Below are 18813 nucleotides of genomic sequence, written 5' to 3'. Positions count from 1 at the left end.
GCCTCACTACTAGCCTCGATCCGGCATGGTAGAACCGTGAAGAACTAGGTTCGGACGCGACAAATGCGCTCCGTTCCGGCAAACTTGTGGTTGTCGAGACACACAAGGAGGCTGGGATGGAACGCACCCGTCAGGTGCAATGTAGCGCGTCGGAACCGGTCCGCTATGACGGCGATGATGAGACCGACAAGATCGTCGCGTTGGCTGGCTTGGGGCCGCTCGCTGAGTACACCGACCGGCTGGGAGTGACCGGCGGGTTCGCCGGTGCTGTGCCCTATTTGGGCCCGGGAATACCGGTTGTTGACCGGGGCGGGTTGTTGGTCCATGGCTTGTTGATGTTGAACGCCGGAGGAGATTGCTGCACCGACCTGGCGATGGTCCAAGCCGCCGAAGGTGTGCTGGGTGACGTCGGTTCGGACACGACGTTCCGGCGGATGATCGCCGACTTCGCCAAAACACCCGGATCGACTGGTGCTATCGACGGCGTGATGGCCGAGGTCCGCACCCGGGTGTGGGCCGAACACGGCTGGTCGGACCCCGGCCGTCGGGTGACCTTGGACATCGACGCCACCCTCACCCGTGTGCACTCGGAGAAAGAAGACGCCAAAGGCAACTACAAACGCGGGTACGGGTTCCACCCGGTCGCGTGTTTCGCTGACTGCTCCGGTGAGGCTCTCGCTGTTGAGCACCGGCCCGGCAACGCCGGCGCGAACACCATCGCCGATCTCGTTGGGATCGTCGACGCAGGACTGGACGCGCTCCCCGAAAGCGTCGCCCGGTCCCATCGCCCCGGCGCTGTCGCTGCTGACGCGGCCAACGAAATCCTCGTCAGATCCGATTCGGCCGGGCACACCCTCGGGTTCATGTGGGACATGTGGGACCGCAACGTCCGGTTCTGTGTCACCGGAAGGTCGAACACCGTCTTGAGCTCGGTGATCCTCAGCTTCGACGACAACACCAACTGGGAACAGGCGTTGGAACCCCACAACGTCGACCTCGACGACGAGCATTCCGACGTCGACGCCCGCAAAGCCCAAGTCGTTGAGGTCACCGACGACCCAGCCATCGCCAGATGGGTTGGGCTGAAGAAACGACCCAAAGACGACCTCGATGTTCACTACCCGCCCGGCACCCGAGTCGTCGTCCGACGCGAACCGTTACACCCCGGCGCCCAGCAGCGGATGTTCGACACGAACGGCTGGCGCCACACCATCATCATCTCCGACCTCCCAGGCGAATCAGCTTTGGAGATCGACCGGCTCCAACGCGAACACGCCCACGTCGAAGAGAACATCAAACGACTCAAAACCTGTGGCCTCGACCGGTTCCCGTTCCCCGACACCGCCCGCAACAAGGTCTGGACCTCAATGGTCGGCTGGGCCCACACCCTCTGTCGCTGGTTCCAACTCGACCTCCTCGCCGGCACCGAGTTCGAACACGCCCACCCCAAAAAGCTGAGACGTTGCCTCTTCAACACACCCGCGATCCTCCGCGTCCGCAACCGGCAAACCTGGACGCTATGGCCCAAACAATGGCCATGGAACCCCCACCTCCGCAACGCAGGACGCCGCCTCCGGACCATGAACCCGCCCGCACCACTCCAGATCTGACCGTCACCTACTCCAGACAGCCAGTCCACCAGCCCGAACCTTCGGCCGGGCTACTTCACCGACCCCACACACCAACCCGAACACACCTCAACACACTGGACAGCCGGGTAGCAGCCCTCTGAACCCGCCACGAGCACCCCACCACATCCGATACCAACCCCCCTCACACCAAAACGGCTTTCAGGCCGCCAACACCGGAGAAACGTGCCGGATCGCGGCTAGTCGAACCGCCACTCTCAGTCAAAGCGTGTGGCGGTGGCCGTGGCGGCGAACGTGCGACGGGCCGACCACGTCGCGTGGTCGGCCCGTTGAGGAAAGAGCGTCGCCTACCGGCTTACACCGGAGCGAGAGTCAGAGGGCTCGCCAACCGTTGCCACCTTCGTTGTAGGTGTTCTGGTACCAGGGCTTGTAATCCGCACCGACACCAACCATGAGGTAGTCATTCCACGCCACCTCATTGACTTGCCCACCGAAGCTGACTGCGTCTCGGTAATCGTGGGCCCATGCCCCCCAATATTTGCTAACGCCAACGGTCTTGCCATCATCAAGCTTTCGCCAATACCCACCATAGTTACTCCACTGGTAGGTGTACTGGTCGAAGCACCAAAGGTTGCGACCTTGGCCAGCCAGACCGCACAGCTCGTCTGAGTCACCTACGTGAAGCGCGGGTTGGGTGACCCGGCCACCTGCACCCGACCAACTGTCGCCGTCGAACCACCAAAGGCTTCCCGACGGCGAAGTTCCGAAGATGGAGCTGCTGGAGGTGGCGATTTGGCTGAGCTTGCCGCCCGTGTAGCTCCATCTCTTGAAGCTGTCAGAGCAGATCTCGGCCTTGAAAACAGATCCGGTGCTGCTTCGGCCTGCGAGTTGAGCGCACGAGTAGCTGGTGTCGGCCGCGATGGTGGTGACGGATCCGCCCATGCTGTACCAGCTGTTCCATGAGCAGGTCACACCCGAGCAGTTCCCTCTCTTGAACCACGTTGCGCCGTTCGTCCGCCTGCCAATGAGGACTGGACGTCCATAACCTATGTATTCAACAATGACCGACTTGAAGCCGCTGCCAAAAGATGTCCAACCGTGTTTCTGACAGTTCTCGTAATAGCAGGCCACCACTTCGGCCTGGATGGTTCCCCCACTGGTGAGTGCCCCAACGACGTAGACGTCGTTGCCGATACCCTTCACGTCGATATCGGCGAGATTGCCGGGTGCCGCTCCGGCAGTGGCAGAAGTGGCAACCAGCGATCCCCCGATCATCAGGAGTGCAGCGAGCAACTTGAATGGTAGATGTCGCCACCGGTTGGTGGCTTGGTGATGATCTATCTCGTGCATGGGAACTCCCTTGTTGGACTTCGGTCGGTCGTAAACGGTCACGCTACTCATGAATCTGTTTGCCCGTCGAGGTCGAAGGAATCCCGCGAGTGGCGCCGATCCCTAGATGGCCCTGGTCATCGATTCCACGCTCGGGACGTGCTTAGAGTCCCCGCCAACCGCCTGCAAAGCCCCCGGCGGTGGTCTGATACCAGGGGTGATAGTCGGATCCGACGCCGACCATGAGTTCGAAGTCCTCTGACCAAGCGACTTCGTTCACTTTGCCGCCCCAGCTCGAACGATCGTAATCCTGGCCGTTGGTCCACACATCCCAGGCCTGTCCAATGCCAATAGTTTTCTGGTCGTCCAGTTTGCGCCACGAGCCGCCGTGGTAGGTCCACTGGTTGGTGTACCTGTCGACGCACCACAGATGTCGGGCGCCATCGGAAAGTCCGCACATCTCTCCATATCCGAGGCCCCACACGGGTTGGGTGACGTTTCCGCCGGCCCACCTCCATTCTCCGTATTCATACCACCACATCTGCCCGGAAGCCGAGGTCCCAAAAATGCGGTAGCCGTCGTTGGCGATCTCGCTGAGTTGGCCGCCTGTGTAGGTCCACCCCTGCACCGAGTCACCACATACCTGGGCCTGATACACGCGTTTGGTGGAAGTCTGACCCGCGAGTAGAGCGCATCCGGTCGCATTGGATGCCAAAACATTGATGACGGCGCCTCCCAGGTTTCTCCAACTCTCCCAGGAACAAGCGGTACCGGAGCAGTTTCCACGCTTATACCAGGTGGCACCGTCGTCACGTCGGGCAATCACCACCACGCGTGGTCCGGTGAGGTATTGGACCGTCACCGATTTGAATCCGCTGCCAAGCGAAGTCCAACCATGCTTGTCACATGCTGGCCCGGTGCAGGTGACCACCTCGACCTGGATGGTTCCCCCGACGGTGAGCGCTGCGATCACGTTTGTACCCATCGTGACGGCCGTGACGTCGATGTCGGAAAGGCTGCCGGGTGATGCCCCTGCGGGGGTGGAGGTCGCGGCGAGCGACACTCCTGTCATCAGCAGCACACCGAGCAGGGCTATCGGCAGGCTTCTTCGATGGTTTGTCTGTTGATGGAGAGCGAACCTGCGCATGTGCCGGCCCTTCGTTGGAGGGAGTGGAGCCGCTGGGTCACGCCGCCGGGTTCATGAAGATGCTGTCGGTCACAAGGTCGGGGTTCCGACGCCACCCCAGATGTTGGGGGGAAGGAGTGGCTCAGAGCGTCGCCCAGGTCCCGTGGCTCGTCCCGAGAGTGTCCTGATACCAGGGGCGATAGTCCGACCCGATTCCGACCATGAAATCCTTGGTGTCGGTCCATGCCACTTCGTTGACCTTGCCGCCGAAACTGGTGGCGACGTTATCCTCGTAGTTGTTGCCGGCGTTCGCTTCACCATCGAGAACCCACGCATCCCAACCTCCTCCGATGCCGATTGTGCGGTCATCGTCGAGCTTGCGCCAGTAACCACCGTGATTGGTCCACTTGTTGGTGGATGTGTTAACACACCACAGTTTCCGGCTGCTCTGAGAAAGCCCGCACAATTCTCCATCCCCGAATTTGGCTGCGGGTTCTATGGTGTTGCCGCCCGCCCCCTTCCAGAGCCCATTTTTGTACCACCACATTTGTTGGGACGAGGTGGTCCCAAAGATGCGGTCACCGCTGACGGCGATGTTGTCGAGCTGACCGCCGGTGTAACCCCATCCCTGCACGGTATTGGCGCAGACTTTGGCCTGATAGACCCGTTTGGTGGCACTTTTACCTGCCAGCAAAACGCAATTGCCTCCAGAGGCTGAGGTCGCGATGTCGATGACGGAGCCTCCCAGATCCTTCCAGCTGATCCAGGAGCAGCTGGTCGCCGAGCAGCTCCCACGCTTATACCAGGTGGCGCCGTTATTTCGCCGGGCGATCACGACAGGGCGGCCTTCGGCGAGGTACTCAACATTCACCGATTTGAATCCTCCACCAAGTGAGGACCAGCCGTGCTTCGTGCAGGTCGACAAACATGTCACCACCTCGACCTGGATGGTGCCGCCGGTGGTGAGTGCGGCGACGACGTATCTGCCATCGATATCCGCCACATCGATGTCGGCAAGATTGCCGGGTTCCGCGCCGGCGGGAGCGGAGGTTGCGACGAGCGAACCTCCGATCATCAACAGCACAGCGAACACAGTGAACAACTTGGATCTGCTCGTGCGATACGGATGGCTGTCACCGTTTCGGGTCATGCGAAGGTCCCCTCATGAAATACATGGCTGTCGACCAGCACGCTAAGGAGGGTTTGACCAAAAGTCGAGCGAAAGTTCGTGGTCGTCAGGCTCACTCGGGAGGTGTGCGACCAAGGATGGCGAAGAATCGGCGGGCGTCGCTCAGCCACTCTCCAGGCAGCTCCAAACCATCGGCCAGTCCCTCTCGCCAGTTCGACTCCACCCAATCCACCAGGGGCTGTTTGGTCCAGAGCCGCTCCACGTGGTTTGCGAAGTCCGTGGTCTCAAGGCCGCTACGATCGACGACGCGCTGCAAAAGGGCCGCGTAGCTGGCGCCGAACCAGCGTGCACGCTGCACACGGCCAACCTGCCAGAAGGTGGCTTCACGCCGACCGAGAAGTTCGGCGAGGCGTTGCGGGGCGGTGGGGCTACGATGCAGCGCCGCACGATGATTTCGGTAGAACAGCGGGCGGTCGCCGAACGCCTGCAGCATCATCGCCAGCTGGGGATACATCGTGAGTCCCAGGTATGGCTCCGGGTCGACCGCCATGAACGGTTTGCGGCGCATGACCACCTGGCTGATCCACCCCAGTGATGAATTGACCCCGTTGTAGGTGCCCACATCCACCAAGCGGTCAAAGCGATGCGCCTGGCCTGGGTCCAACTTGATTGGAGCGTTGCCTTCGCGGTCGGGCAGCGGGCGGCCATCCAAACCGATTCGAGATTTTTCGAACAACAGAACGTCGGCCGGAGCAGCCCGAATGTCCTCCAGTACCTGAGCAAAGCCGCTGGGCACCCAGCGGTCGTCGTTGCCGAAGATCCAAAGGTATTCACCGCGACATCCCCTTGCAGCCTCCAGCAGGTTGGCCTCCAGACCGAGGTTCTCCGAGTTGATGCGGAGACCGACGAATGGGTGCATCCGAGCAAACTCAGCCGCCACGGCTGCGGCCCGACGGTCGGGTGACTGGTCGTCGGTGACGACGATCTCGACAGTGCCTGGTTCCACGAACTCCAACTCGGCCACGATCGATGCCAGGCATTCCTCAAGGAGGGACGGACGGTTGAATCCCGGCACGGCAACGCTGAGCAGCGGGTGAGGCGCATCTCTCACCGCCACCGGTGCGACGGCACCGACATCGGTCAGTCGGCCTTCGATCTCATGGCGGAGGGTTGTGCCGGTGTGGACGGCCAACTCCATTGCATCGTTGGCGGTCCTGGTGGCGGTCGCAACCTGGCTGCGGGATTCTGCGGCATGCTGAGCGGCTGCTTCCAACGCGGTTTTGGCACGCGTGAGATCCTCACCAAGGCGTCGTAGTTCAGCGCCTTGGGTCTTGAGCATCTGCTGCTGTTGCTGGGCCAGGCTCTGATTGCTTTGACCAGTCAAGCGAAGGAACCGCAGCTTGATCGCCAGGAGGGCGGCGCTTCCAAGCACGACGACGGCCCCGGTCACCTGCTGTGCGGCCGGTAACCCAGGGCTTCCAAGCACCGCCCACGCGCCAACGCAGCCAAGCCCCACCAATGCCATGGTGCCCTTCGTGATGTTTCTCGAAAAAACCTGACGCAAGTGGTGTCCAGTGACGATCAACGTGACAGGCGCATTCACCTAGTGTTCGGTGACGGTCTGGGAGTGGTCTGCGATCTTACCGAGCACGGTGGAGGCAAGCCGCGTTCGCTCAGCTCCGAAAATTTCGGGCCGGGTGCCAGCAGCGTTACCGTGGGGGATGGCCGAAATGGACATGCAACCCGAGCTTGCCGGATCAGGTAAACGGTTGTGCCCCCGGCGCAGCGCAACCTGCGACGGTTTGCCGTTGGTGGACCGGAGCTCCGTTGGTGACTGAGCGCTCGGCTTGGCACGACAACGTACGGGTGGTGGGAATCTGCCTGGTGGTCGCCGGCCACTGGGGTTTGGCACGAGGCTTCTACCCAGGGGTCTCGGACCCTTCCGGCGATATGATCTTCTTGTTCCACATGCCGCTGTTCGTCATGTTGTCGGGTCGCTTCGTGAAGCCGGCCGCCGCTCCGATGCTGACCTTCCGGAAGAGCTGGGGAAGCCTGATCCTGCCGCTCGTCATGTTTGCGGCCTTCAACCTCAGCGTGGTGGCGCTGGTGGCCGACCGCCCTCGGGTAACCTTGGGCTACGTTCCCTTCGGGCTCTGGTTTCTGGTGTCGTTGTTCTTTTGGAGGCTGCTGGCAACGGTTGTTGGCCGCCGGCGGGTGGTGGACTGGTTGCTGTGGCCCCTTGCGCTGCTTGGCGTCGCGGTCAGCGGTTTGATCCCGAATCACTACTCGATTATGCGAACGCTGGCCTTCTTTCCGGTGTTTCTCTTTGGGATGCAGATACTTCCTCAGATTGAGACCTGGCTGCGCCGGCCCTGGGTGCGCGTCTCGTCAGGCGCGGTGGTCGCCGTTGCCGGTTCCGTCGTCTGGGCCAATGCGGCGAGAATTCAGAACGTGTGGTTTCAACACCGTCTGACCTACGCCGAGCTCGGCGGTTCTGCGACCCGTTCCGCTGGGATACGGATTTTGGTTCTGGTGATCGGCGTGGTGGTGTCCTGTGCGGTGATGTCACTCGTGCCGGAGCGCCGGGCTGGCCGGTTGTCAGAGCTTGGCCGGTACACCTTGTACGCCTACCTGATTCATCTTCCCGTGACTCTCGTCCTCAATTTCTGGTTGTCACCCCGTATCGAAGATCGACCGGCAGCGAGGCTGGCGCTCCTGCTGGCGATGGTGCCGTTCACCTTGCTGGCGATGAGTCGACCTGTTCGTCGGCTCACAGAGCCGATGGTTGAACCGGTGAAGTTCGCGACGTCCGGGCACCCGACTTCGGCGTAGGCGGCCTTTCCGGGAGCGGTCGGCCGATCGAGGCAGCCGGCTTGTAACCCAAGGGTCCAATAGCCGACAGTCGAATTGCGACCCGATAACGTCCCAAGAGGGAAGACCCGGGTGGTGTCACACATCGCGCGATCGACCCGGAAGCTCCCGGTGGTACGCACCACCAGCCACAACCCAAAGAACCCCAGACGGAGTTCATGTGAAGTCGGCAGTCAAGGGCTGGGCGGCACGAGCTGCCAGGTTCCTCACCAACGAGGTAGCTGACGAACTCGAACGCCGAGCGGCGCGCAATCCGGCTGGCGTGGCTTCGTCAGGGCCTCGATTGAAGATCGACGTCCCGGACGCCGTCGCACAACTGGCATCCTCCAAATCGCGTGCTCATCTTCATCACCTGATGGTTTGGAATCATCGGTGGATTGCGAAGAAATCATCCACCTCGATGGCCAGATCCTCGATCTCGGCGTGTACCAAGGGGCCAGCACCAGGACGTTGGCTGGAATCTATCCACATAAGACCATTCACGGATTTGATTCATTCGAAGGTCTTCCGGAGGATTGGGGTCACCACGGGAAAGGATCATTCGGCGAGGTCCAAGGTGCGCTCCCCAATGTGCCCGACAACGTAGAGCTGCACAAAGGCTGGTTCGACGACACGCTGCCAGGTTGGCTTGCTCAGCACAATGAACAGCCGATATCACTCCTGCGTGTGGATTGCGACCTGTACTCCTCAACTCGCAAAGTTCTCACGGTGCTTCGGCCCTTGATTCGCTCGGGAACTTGGATCCTGTTCGACGAGTTGATTGGCTACCGAACGTGGGAAGACCATGAGTATAAGGCATTTATGGAATTCGTGGATGAGACAGGATTCGAATTCGATTACATAGCATACGGCCTGACCTATACGCTCGTGCATTTATTGTGATCTCCGCTTCGTTGAGCGCCAACAGTAGGGACACGGGAAGGAATCCACCGGACTGCTCTCGCCCGTGGGTGCCCTGAGGGATCGCCTGAGCGCTCAGGGCTGCCAGCTTGGCTCCATCATCGGCAAGCTGGACCATCCGTCCCAATCAACTGCTCGCCGCTGCTTCCAAGGCGCCCCCATTTAATAGCAACCGCTAAGTCCACCTGCTAGGATGCACCGATGGCATATCTCACAATCGTCATTCCAGTGTACAACGTGGCCGAGTATGTTCGACAGTGCATCACATCAGTCGTCAGCCAGGCCGACAATGCGGTGGAAGTGGTCATCGTTGAAGACCACTCGACGGACCGGTCCTACGAAATTGTTCAAGAACTGGTGGGCAAGCACGACAACGTAAAGGTGGTGCGCCCCGAGCGAAACTTCGGGCTTGGAGAAGCAAGAAATCTTGGTGTGGCGCACTCAACCGGCACGTATGTAGCGTTTCTCGATAGCGATGACTATTTCGCGCCGGGAGCAATTCGCAGTATTCTCGATAGGTGTAGGAGCACCGAGGCCGACGTGATCTTCTACGATTATGCTCGCCTCTATTGGAATAATAGGAAGGTTCGAAACAAGATGGGTTACCTGCTCGGGTTGCATCACGACCCGATCCGGTTGCAAGACTGCCCAGACCTTCTCAAAATTCTCAACATCGCACACAACAAGGCCTACAAGCGTTCGTTTCTCAACGAGAATCATCTGACGTTTCCAGCTGGATATTACGAGGACGTTCCTTTCACCTATCCCGTTCTCTGCCTGGCTGACTCAATAGCCCTCCTGGATCGTGTTTGTGTGATGTACCGGCAGCGAGTCAAGGGAAGTATCCTTCGGACAGCCGATGCGAGACACATGCAGATTATTGATCAGGTCGATCTTCTGTTGGAACGCTTCGATCATGATGAGCGCCTTGAGCCCTGGCGTGACGAAATTTGGGATAGGTCGGCGAATCACTGTGTGGCGGTCTTGGCGAAGGGCCCCGAGCGTCTCCCCGCTGAGCTGAGAAAGGAGTTCTTCGACAGGGCTTCAGCCGTACTCGCTCGGCACCTGCCAACGCAGCACCAATTTCAACTCAACTCGCAAGGATTGAAGTATCGCTTCCTTGTTCAGGGAGATTATCGCTCTTTCCAAACGCTAAAGCTGGCAAATTCGTACCGAGTCAAGATCCGCAACAAGTATAAGCCCAAAATCCAGCGAGCTTTGAAGCAGGCGAGATCCAGCCCGCTCGTGCTGCCGGCAATCGATGAGAACCTGGCAGTCTTTACAACCATGTGGGGTAGGGAGCCACGAGGCAATCCGCTGGCAATAGCTGAGGGGTTGAAAGAGTGGGCCCCGAAGGTCCGTGCGGTGTGGCTGCTCAAGCAACTTGAGGTCGACGAGTTGGACGGCATCCCAGACTACGAGTTCGTGACCATGGGTAGTGACGACCACAAGCAGTTGATGAAGACTGCGAAGTTCTTCGTCAATGATGTCAACTTCCCCAACTCGCTTCTGAAGCGAGAGGGGCAGGTTCACCTGCAGACTCAGCATGGCACGCCTCTGAAGTTCATGGGGATGGATATGCAGGCATATCCGGTTGCGGCCAACCACATGAATTTTTGGAACCTACTTGGTCGGATAAAGTTTTGGGACTTTGACCTTTCTTCGAATCGGTACTCAACGGAGATTCTCGCCCGGGCCTTTCCAGGCAACCATGAAATTCTCGAGTTTGGCTATCCGAGGAATGATGTGTTGGTGAATCCTCCGAGAGGTATGGCTTCGGACGTCCGGAATCGTCTGGGAGTCTCCGATGAATCCTTCTGCGTCTTGTATACACCAACCTATCGCGATGGCTACACAGAGTTTGATCTGGATCTGGACCCGGAGGCTGTGTTGGAGGCTCTGGGTGAAAATGCAACATTGTTGATCCGAGGACACCACTCGTACCGGGACACGTCGAGTGCCGAGCGGCTCACTGAAGAAGGCCGTGTCATTGATGTGACGGACTGGCCGGAAGTGGCGCCGCTCTACTTGGCTTCGGATCTGCTGATCTGTGACTACTCATCGACGATGTTCGACTTTGCCATCTTGGGTCGGCCAATCGTCATCTACGCGCCCGACTGGAAGCGATATCGGACAACTCGGGGTACGTACTTTGACATTCTTGCGGAGCCCCCTGGCGCTACTGCTCAGTCGATGGAGCAGCTGGTTGGAGTGCTGAGTGACCGTGAGTTCGACTCGGACGAATCTCAGGAGCTGCTGCGCGTCTTTCGCGGTCGATTCTGTGAGTTTGATGATGGGGATGCCACCGAACGAGTGATCAAGCGCGTGTTCTTGGGCGAGTCTCCGGAGCCGCCTGTATCCCGGTTCGATGAGCCGCGCGCGCTCTCTACGTGGAATCTGACGCGACCGGGTTGAGAGTAGCCTACGGAGGTCGACTCCCAACTCCCACTGTGAAAGAAGATGAATTGGTATGATTGATGTTGGCAAGGACCTTCCCAAGAAGTTGGACGATGTGCCCGGATGGCTGTCGTATGGCGATCAACTGGTTTTCCAGTGGCTGCTTGAATGGCAGAGTCGGACCCAGGAGCCCTCGGATCTGGTTGAGGTGGGTGTATATAAGGGCAAGAGCGCGATTCATCTGGGGCGCTTCCTGCGCGACGGCGAGCGCCTGACAGTTTGTGACCTTTTTGACGTCGCCGGGAGTGAGGAGACGATTCGGGACGATGTGAGGCGGGCGTACGCTTCGCTTTCACAAGATGAGTTTGAGTCGAACTACCTGGCCTTTCATGATGAACTGCCGGAGATCATCCGTGGGCTGTCCTCGCTGATCACCGATCATGTGTCGGCGGGGTCTTGTCGGTTGGTACACATCGACGCTTCGCACATGTACGAGCATGTTCGCGGCGACACGTTTGCGGCGAAGGAGATGTTGCGCCAGGACGGCATTGTGGTTTTTGATGATTACCGGACGGAACACACGGTGGGCACGGCAGCTGCGGTGTGGGAGGCGATAGCGAACGATGGGCTGAACCCGATTGCGTGCACGGCGATGAAGCTCTACGCCACCTGGGGCGACCCGGTGCCGGCCCAGAATGAGATCCGTGCGCAGGTCTCCCAGCGAACCGACTACAAACTCGATCCGGTTTTCGTTCAACGAGACCTGCCGGTGCTCCGGGTGGTGCCTGCCAAGAAGCCTCGTCCGGCAGCGGCTCCGGCGTCGGAGAATTCAGTTGAACTGAGGAAGATTGCGGAGGAAGCCCTCGCAAAGGCCACCGAGGCGCTGGCGAAGACGTCGGGTGGCGGCCGGATCGAACGCCTGGCTCGAAAAGTGAGGGCTCGTATCAAGAAGTGACCCAACCGGCGCGACCCAACCCGCTTGCGTGTTCGGCGTCGTTGCTGGGCGGGTTTGGAAATGCTGGGCGAGTGAAGTCACGAGCTCGCTCGTCGGCTGGGTGCCACGCGGCGGTCTTCTCCGGGCATTTTGGGGAACGTGGGCGGCCATGGCGCATCGGGTAGCCCGTTGGCCGTGTCCCGATCGGCCCACGCCAAGAGCCCGCCAAGGGAGCCAGGCGATTTGTCGATGTCTGCATGTGGGTCGCCTTGGGCGGCTACGTGCGCGACACCGTTGGCCACTGTGATATCGCCGGGCTCGATGTCATCGAGATCGGCCCAGCGGAAGGGCGCTGACACGGTGGCCGTGGGTGTGGGTCGCGGGGACCATGCGCCGCACACGGTGCGGTCTCGGCAGTTCTGGTTGAAGTCGACGAACGTCCGCGCGCCGCGTTCCTCTTTCCACCAGGCGGCGGTTGCCAGGTTCGGCGCCCGCCGCTCCAGCTCCCGAGCCAGCGCGACGGCCGCATCCCGCACCTGCACAAAGTCCCAGCTCGGGGTGATGCGCACCAGGACGTGGATGCCGCGCTTGCCCGACGTCTTCGGCCATCCGGTGAGGCCCACCTCCTCCAACACCTCCCGGGTGAGTGCGGCCACCCGGCGGGCCTCGGCAAACCCAGTGCCGGGCGACGGATCCAAATCCACACGGAGTTCGTCGGGGTGATCCGGCCGCCGGCTTCGGGTGGGCCAGGGGTGAAACTCGATGGTGCCCATTTGGGTACCCCACACCAGGTGCGCCACATCGGTCGGACAGAGGGCGTCGGATGCCGTGCCGTTGGGTCCTACGATGTGGGTTCGGTGGATCCAGTCGGGCCGCTGATTGGGGATGCGTTTCTGGAAGAACCCCTGCTCTTCGATGCCCTTGGGGAACCGGTGCAGGTGTACCGGCCGGTTGCGGTACCCCCTCAGGCCAACCTCGCCAAGCGAAGCCCAGTATCGGGCAAGGTCGCCCTTGGTGATGCCGACTTGGGGCCAAAGTACGCGGTCGGGGCTGGACACGCGTACTAACCGGTCACCCGCCTGCACCTCGATCGCCGTAGTGGCCATGGGCGAAGTCTGCCACGGACCCCGCTGTGATCGATCAGGCATTCTCGCCGCCGAGGTGTGACGGGCGTCAACGTCTACGATCGCATCTGGAGGGGGACCCATGAGAGCTCGAGGAGTAAGCGGACGGAACTCGGCGTTGCGCCCGGTTGTCGCCACTGTGGTGTTGTCGGCCGTGGCGCTGGCGGCCGGATGCTCCGAAACCGGTCCGGTTGGGGGCGAGCAGGCCCAAGCAGACCCTGGTGCGGGCGACGTGATGGCAGCGGGTGGCTACGAGGCGGTTCGCAACGACGGGCCTGTGATCGAGCGGTTTCCCGGTGCGAACTGGTTTCATGGCGAGCTTCCGGCCGAAGCCAAGAAGGCAGACCCCGACGCAACGCCGGTGAAGGTGGGTTTTATCGGCATCAACGACGGCCCGATCGCCGCGCTGCCGGAACTGCTTCAGGCCACTGAGACCGCTGTGAAGTTTGTGAACGCCGAGTTGGGCGGTGTGGACGGACATCCAATCGAGTTGGTGCCGTGCTCGGTGTCGCTATCGCCCGAGAGTTCGCAGCGCTGCGCCCGGGAGGTGTTGGATGCCGGGGTGGTGGCGGTGCTCGGTGGAATCAACGTGATGGGCGGGCCCGGCATCGCGCTTTTGGAGGAGGCCGGCGTGCCCTATGTGGGCGGTGTACCGGTCGGGGTGGACGAGATGACGAGCCCGATCAGCTTCCAATTCTCTGGTGGTACCTCGGGGGCGTTTGCGGCATTCGCCGCCGACGCGGCGACACGGATCAAGGCCGACAAGGTGGGGATGGTGTACGTCGACTACGGGGCCATCGCCGACGGAGCACACCGATACGGCGCTCAGCTGATGAAGTCCCTCGGCGTGGACGAGGTGGTGGAGGTGACGTTTCCACTCACGTCCACCGACGTCGTGGCGCCGATCCAGAAGGCCCTCGAAGCCAAACCCGACGCGCTGATCGTCGGCGCTGCAGATACATCCTGCGCGCCTGCGCTCGAAGCCATCGCCGACCTCAAGTTGGATGGTCCGGTGTACATGATGGGCGCCTGTGCCGATAAGAAGTGGCTCGACCAGGTGGGTGTCGAGAAGACGGTCGGCACCATCTTCAACATTGAGGGCCGGCTCAACCAGCGGGTGGTTGACTCGGCCGACACCGAGATCTACAACGCAGCGGTCGGCGAGTACGGCCCCAAGGGCCTCAACCCTGCCGGCGCTGCCACGGTCAGCTTCCGGTCGACCATGAACCTGTGGGCCGTGCTTGACGACCTGGGCGCGGAGGCCACCCCCAAGCAGATCATTGAGAAGTTTCGTACTGCGGTGGACGAGCCCAGCTTTGACGGCCATCCGTACACCTGCGACGGCAAGCAGGTGCCCGACATGCCCTCGCTGTGTTCCCCCCAGCAGGTACTGGCCGAGTTGGTCGGCCCCAACGAGTTCGCCGAGGTCTCCGATGGTTGGATCGACGTACCCGCCCTGCTGAACCAATTGTGAGTTCGCACCTCGGTTACCTGCTGCTTGGTCTGGGAGCGGGGTCCGCCATCGCTGCGCTGGGGCTCGGTCTGGTGATGGTTTACCGGGCATCGGGTGTGATCAACCTGGCCCAGGGGGCGCTGGGCATGTTTGTCGCCCTGGCCTTCTTCAACTTTCGCGAGACCGGTGACGTCACCCTGCCGCTCGTAGGGCTGCCTGCGTCGTTTCATGTGTTGCAACGGCCAACGTTGGCCACTGCGCTGGCCGTGTTCATCCCCTACGGGCTGGTGCTGGGGGCCGTCGTCTACCTGCTGGTGTTTCGGCCGCTTCGTCGTTCACCACCGCTGGCCCAGGTGGTGGCGTCGGTCGGCCTGTTTCTCTACCTGTGGGCGGTTGCCGAACTGCGCTTTCCCGGTGAGGTGATGATTCGAACGATCGTGGACGACTCCGGCCTCAACGTCTTTGGCCGGCTGGTCACGTCCGATCAGTTCTACGTTGCCGCAATGGTGGCGGCCGTGTCGGGAGCGTTGTGGCTGGTCGGCAACCGCACCAGGTTCGGGTTGGCCACCACGGCCGCGGCGGAGAACGAGCGGGGAGCGGTGTTGGCGGGCCTGCGTCCCGACCTGTTGGCCTTGGGAAACTGGTCGTTGGCGGTTTGCCTGGCGGGCACCTTCACCATCCTCGCAGCGCAGATCACCCGCCTCGACCCGCTGACCACCAGCCTGGCGGTGGTCCCGGCCTTGGCTGCCGCCTTGCTCGGCGGCTTCCGAAGCTACGGCGCGGTGGTGATCGGTGGGTTGGTGCTGGGCATGGGCGCCTCCGAATTGACCAACCTGCAGGCCGATCACACCTGGGTGCCGCAGGTCGGGTGGCAGCAGGGACTGCCGCTGTTGGTGATCCTCGGGGTAATGCTGCTGCGCGGTCGTCCATTGCCCGACCGGGGTGCCCTCGCCGCGGTCAGGTTTCCCGGGGCACCACAGCCCCGCCACGCCGTTGTCGTTGCGGCAGTGGGCGTGCCGCTGGCTGCCGCGGCGATGTTCGCGGTGGGCCCTGACCTTCGCAGCGGGCTGATCGCCTCTGCCATCGCCGCGGTGATCAGCTTGTCGGTGGTGGTGCTCACCGGCTGGGTCGGGCAGATTTCCCTGGCCCCGTTGGCGTTCGCCGGAGTGGCCGGGTTCGCTCTGGTTCGACTCTCCGCAGCCAACCTGGGGCTCCTGGCCCCGGTGCTGGCGGTGGTGGTTGCTACCGCAGTGGGTGTGCTGGTCGGACTGCCGGCAGCGCGGGTGCGAGGTATGAGCCTGGCGATCGCCACCCTGGCCGCAGCGGTTGCAATTGAGGAACTGCTGTTTAAGTGGAGCTGGTTCACCGGAGGCGTGGAGGGTGTTCGGGCGCCCAAGCTCTCGCTTTTTGGTGCCGACCTGTCGATCTCGGCGCCGGGTGCCGAATTTCCCCGTCCCATCTTCGGGGTGGTCTGTGTGGTGGTGTGCGGCGCTGCTGCTCTGGTGGTGGCGGGCTTGCTGCGGTCCCGGGTGGGGGTGGCCTTCTTGGCGGTTCGGGGCAACGAGCGGGCCGCCGCCGCGGCCGGTGTCAACGTGTCCCAGGTGAAGCTGATGGCTTTTGCGGTCTCGGCGGCGTTGGCCGGGGTGGGTGGCGTGCTCTTGGCCTATCAACGCCAAAGCCTGTCGGTACAGAGCTATCAGGTGTTCGTCTCGTTGTCGGTGGTGGCGCTGACCTATCTGGCAGGGATCACCTCGATCTCCGGTGCGCTCCTGGCAGGCGCACTCGCACCGGAAGGCCTGGTGACCGCCCTCAGCGGTTCCACCTCGTCGTCGACTACGCAGTTCGCCATCAACGGCATGGCACTCATCGTGGTGGCGATACTTGCCCCGGAAGGGATCACCGGTGTGGTGCGCCACCGCTGGAAGTCGGCCGCCATCGGACGCTCCTTCAACCGAGCCGAACCCCGGGCGGTTCTCAAATCCGAAGTGGGGGGTTGAGCAGGTGGTCACCGAGCGCCGGGCTCCCCGCTTTGTTGTGAGCGCCGAGTTGGGTGAACGGTCGTAGACTCAAACCATGACTGCGACAGCCGAACGTGTTGAGCGACTGAATCGAGCCTCCCTCAAGCGGGTGATCGAACCCGACGTCGACCTGCCCGGAGCGCTGGGCGACGGGCAGTTGATGCCCGACGAACTGCTGAGCACAGCCGGGTTGGATCTTGACCTGACTGTCGACCAGCGCCGAACGCTGAGCCGCGAAGAAGTGGCATCGATGTTTTCCGCGGGGATCCGATTCGAAGCGATCCTCGAGATGGGCTTCGCCCGCCAGGTGGCCTACGCCCCGGACCTGACCGACCCCCGTGTCACCTACCTGCTGCACGAGATGGGGGAGGAGACCCGTCACCAGCGGGTCTTTGCCCGGCTCGTCTCCCAGATCGACCCCCAAGCATCGAACCCCTTGGACGGCAAGGTTTGGGTCGACCGCCTCGACCGCTTCGGTTCCGGCTGGATCACCCGGCACCCCGCCATGTTGTACGTGCTCGTGTTGGCCGGAGAGGAGATCCCCGATCGCATGCAGAAACTGGCGTCGGAGCATCCGGACACCGACCCTTTTCTGGCCGAGGTCAACCGCTATCACCGTCAGGAGGAGGCCAGGCACCTCAGCTTCGCGCGCATGATGCTGCCCGAGGTCTGGGCGGCTGCCTCGCGCGTGGAACGGACCGTGGTGCGTCGCATCGCTCCGCTGGTGATCCACGACCTGTTCCGCTTCATGGTGCAACCCGGGGTGTATGCGGAGGTGGGGCTGGACGCGTGGTCCACGTGGAAGCGGGTCAATCGATGCGACAACCGTGTGCAACTTCGGCGGGTATCGACCCGTCCGGTTCTGGACGCCGTAATCAATGCGGGCATTCTGCAACGTGGCGCCATCCCCCAGGCATGGCAGAACCTCTGCGGAGTCGACGAACACGGCACCGCCGACGAGGTGCTTCCGGGCGCCGGCCGGTTGCTAAGAGCCGAATAACACCGCCTCGCTTGCGGCCTACCTCGTCAAGGCAAGCCGTTCTGCGGTTCGGATGAGGTCGGGTGCGTCGAGCATCGCCGCATACCGCTCCAGTTCGGGGGTGGGGCCGCTCCAGCGCCAGCTGTCCACCGTGCCGACATCGGCGTCGGTGCGCAGGGTGGCGATCGTGCGAAACAGCTGGGCGTCGGCACGTTGCTCAGCGAGGGTGGCCGCCAGTTTGGCGGCGCTGCGCACGCTGACCTCCCACTTGCCAGGGGCGTCGGGGATGTGTTCCAGGTGTTTGTAGTGGGCCAAGACGGTGGCGGCCGATTTGGCGCCCCATCCTGGCAGCCCGGGGAACCCGTCGGCGGTGTCGCCCACCAGGCCCAGCCAGTCCGGGATCGACTCGGGGTCGACGCCGAACTTCTCGCGCACGCCGTCGGAGTCCCGGAACACCTGGTTGCGCCGGTCGTACTGCACCACCTTGGGCCAGGCACAGCACTGGCCCAGGTCCTTGTCCGGCGTGAGGATCACCACGCGCTCCACCGAGGTGTCATCCGAGGCCAGTCTGGCTGCGGCGGCCAGGGCGTCATCGGCCTCCTGCTCCACCATGGGCCAGACGGTGAAGCCGGCCGCCCGTAAGGCGTCCTCGAACAGCCCGAACTGGCCGAACAGGTCAGCGTCGATCCCCTCGCCGGTCTTATAGCCATCGTACAGGTCGTTGCGGAACGATTCGATCACGTGGTCGGTCGCCACACCCACATGGGTGGCCCCGTCATTGAGGAGGGCGAACGTGGAGCGGAGGGCCCCCCGCACCGCCCCCACCTCGACCCCCTGGGCATTCCTCTGGCCACTGTTGCGACCATAAAACTGGCGGAACAGCTCGTAGGTGCCGTCGACGAGGTGGACGTGTACTGCGCCGGTCTGCGTCATGGCATGGCCTGGGTCATATCGCCAGCATGGC

Annotated in this window: 14 protein-coding genes; 8 read left to right on the top strand and 6 right to left on the bottom strand. The window is 62.1% G+C overall.

All coding sequences use genetic code 11. The annotated features are described in order from the left end of the window. The first annotated feature begins 116 nt into the window (after window positions 1–116). Complete coding sequence (locus MPARV_RS0106770) at window positions 117–1610, top strand: IS1380 family transposase (RefSeq protein ID WP_031277526.1); 1494 nt, start codon at window positions 117–119, stop codon at window positions 1608–1610. 351 nt (window positions 1611–1961) lie between these two features. Here MPARV_RS0106770 and MPARV_RS0106765 read toward each other — a convergent pair whose 3' ends face one another. The 4 genes from MPARV_RS0106765 to MPARV_RS0106750 all read right to left on the bottom strand — a co-directional run bounded on the left by MPARV_RS0106765 (window position 1962) and on the right by MPARV_RS0106750 (window position 6689). After that, on the bottom strand, window positions 1962–2939 hold the full coding sequence (locus MPARV_RS0106765) for a hypothetical protein (protein ID WP_238538824.1): 978 nt from the start codon (window positions 2937–2939) through the stop codon (window positions 1962–1964). Between the two features lie 142 nt (window positions 2940–3081). Further along, window positions 3082–3990 (bottom strand): PLL family lectin, encoded by a 909-nt coding sequence (locus MPARV_RS0106760; RefSeq protein WP_100221273.1) that lies wholly within the window; start codon window positions 3988–3990, stop codon window positions 3082–3084. Window positions 3991–4186: 196 nt separating this feature from the next. Beyond that, complete coding sequence (locus MPARV_RS0106755; protein WP_020377704.1) at window positions 4187–5194, bottom strand: hypothetical protein; 1008 nt, start codon at window positions 5192–5194, stop codon at window positions 4187–4189. Window positions 5195–5285: 91 nt separating this feature from the next. Continuing rightward, on the bottom strand, window positions 5286–6689 hold the full coding sequence (locus MPARV_RS0106750) for a glycosyltransferase (protein WP_157789490.1): 1404 nt from the start codon (window positions 6687–6689) through the stop codon (window positions 5286–5288). A gap of 314 nt (window positions 6690–7003) precedes the next feature. On the opposite strand from MPARV_RS0106750, the gene MPARV_RS0106745 reads away from it, so the two are divergent. The 4 genes from MPARV_RS0106745 to MPARV_RS0106730 all read left to right on the top strand — a co-directional run bounded on the left by MPARV_RS0106745 (window position 7004) and on the right by MPARV_RS0106730 (window position 12296). Next, the gene (locus tag MPARV_RS0106745; protein ID WP_012226530.1) at window positions 7004–8005 is read left to right on the top strand and encodes an acyltransferase family protein; all 1002 of its coding nucleotides are present in this window, start codon (window positions 7004–7006) and stop codon (window positions 8003–8005) included. Window positions 8006–8416: 411 nt separating this feature from the next. Further along, window positions 8417–8926: a TylF/MycF/NovP-related O-methyltransferase gene (locus tag MPARV_RS0106740; protein ID WP_020377701.1), complete on the top strand. Its 510-nt coding sequence runs from the start codon at window positions 8417–8419 to the stop codon at window positions 8924–8926. 219 nt (window positions 8927–9145) lie between these two features. Further along, the gene (locus tag MPARV_RS0106735) at window positions 9146–11359 is read left to right on the top strand and encodes a bifunctional glycosyltransferase/CDP-glycerol:glycerophosphate glycerophosphotransferase (protein WP_020377700.1); all 2214 of its coding nucleotides are present in this window, start codon (window positions 9146–9148) and stop codon (window positions 11357–11359) included. Between the two features lie 55 nt (window positions 11360–11414). After that, window positions 11415–12296 (top strand): class I SAM-dependent methyltransferase, encoded by an 882-nt coding sequence (locus tag MPARV_RS0106730; protein ID WP_020377699.1) that lies wholly within the window; start codon window positions 11415–11417, stop codon window positions 12294–12296. A 77-nt stretch (window positions 12297–12373) separates the two neighbouring features. Here MPARV_RS0106730 and ligD read toward each other — a convergent pair whose 3' ends face one another. Next, on the bottom strand, window positions 12374–13381 hold the full coding sequence (gene ligD / locus MPARV_RS0106725; protein ID WP_012226148.1) for a non-homologous end-joining DNA ligase: 1008 nt from the start codon (window positions 13379–13381) through the stop codon (window positions 12374–12376). Between the two features lie 100 nt (window positions 13382–13481). On the opposite strand from ligD, the gene MPARV_RS0106720 reads away from it, so the two are divergent. From MPARV_RS0106720 to MPARV_RS0106710, 3 genes are all read left to right on the top strand, one after another. Further along, window positions 13482–14873, top strand: coding sequence for an ABC transporter substrate-binding protein (locus MPARV_RS0106720; RefSeq protein ID WP_081582120.1), 1392 nt, complete (start codon window positions 13482–13484; stop codon window positions 14871–14873). Continuing rightward, a complete protein-coding gene (locus MPARV_RS0106715; RefSeq protein WP_012226152.1) occupies window positions 14870–16849 on the top strand; it encodes an ABC transporter permease in 1980 nt (659 codons plus the stop codon). The genes MPARV_RS0106720 and MPARV_RS0106715 overlap by 4 nt, the downstream gene beginning before the upstream one ends. A 76-nt stretch (window positions 16850–16925) precedes the next feature. Further along, window positions 16926–17870, top strand: a complete 945-nt coding sequence (locus MPARV_RS0106710) for a diiron oxygenase (RefSeq protein WP_012226156.1) — start codon at window positions 16926–16928, stop codon at window positions 17868–17870. An 18-nt stretch (window positions 17871–17888) separates the two neighbouring features. On the opposite strand, the gene MPARV_RS0106705 is transcribed toward MPARV_RS0106710, so the two are convergent. Next, window positions 17889–18782, bottom strand: coding sequence for a 5'-3' exonuclease (locus MPARV_RS0106705; protein WP_012226157.1), 894 nt, complete (start codon window positions 18780–18782; stop codon window positions 17889–17891). Between the last annotated feature and the right edge of the window lie 31 nt (window positions 18783–18813).

This window comes from Candidatus Microthrix parvicella Bio17-1 (assembly GCF_000299415.1).
Classification (GTDB): domain Bacteria; phylum Actinomycetota; class Acidimicrobiia; order Acidimicrobiales; family Microtrichaceae; genus Microthrix; species Microthrix parvicella.
This window is presented reverse-complemented; position numbering and strand designations above follow the sequence as displayed.

Coding starts and splice junctions, on each gene's coding strand:
- MPARV_RS0106770 (WP_031277526.1), top strand. CDS start 117: ATGGAACGCACCCGTCAGGTGCAATGTAGCGCGTCGGAACCGGTCCGC.
- MPARV_RS0106705 (WP_012226157.1), bottom strand. CDS start 18,782: ATGACGCAGACCGGCGCAGTACACGTCCACCTCGTCGACGGCACCTAC.
- MPARV_RS0106720 (WP_081582120.1), top strand. CDS start 13,482: ATGAGAGCTCGAGGAGTAAGCGGACGGAACTCGGCGTTGCGCCCGGTT.
- MPARV_RS0106710 (WP_012226156.1), top strand. CDS start 16,926: ATGACTGCGACAGCCGAACGTGTTGAGCGACTGAATCGAGCCTCCCTC.
- ligD (WP_012226148.1), bottom strand. CDS start 13,381: ATGGCCACTACGGCGATCGAGGTGCAGGCGGGTGACCGGTTAGTACGC.
- MPARV_RS0106760 (WP_100221273.1), bottom strand. CDS start 3,990: ATGACAGGAGTGTCGCTCGCCGCGACCTCCACCCCCGCAGGGGCATCA.
- MPARV_RS0106765 (WP_238538824.1), bottom strand. CDS start 2,939: ATGCACGAGATAGATCATCACCAAGCCACCAACCGGTGGCGACATCTA.
- MPARV_RS0106755 (WP_020377704.1), bottom strand. CDS start 5,194: ATGACCCGAAACGGTGACAGCCATCCGTATCGCACGAGCAGATCCAAG.
- MPARV_RS0106730 (WP_020377699.1), top strand. CDS start 11,415: ATGATTGATGTTGGCAAGGACCTTCCCAAGAAGTTGGACGATGTGCCC.
- MPARV_RS0106735 (WP_020377700.1), top strand. CDS start 9,146: ATGGCATATCTCACAATCGTCATTCCAGTGTACAACGTGGCCGAGTAT.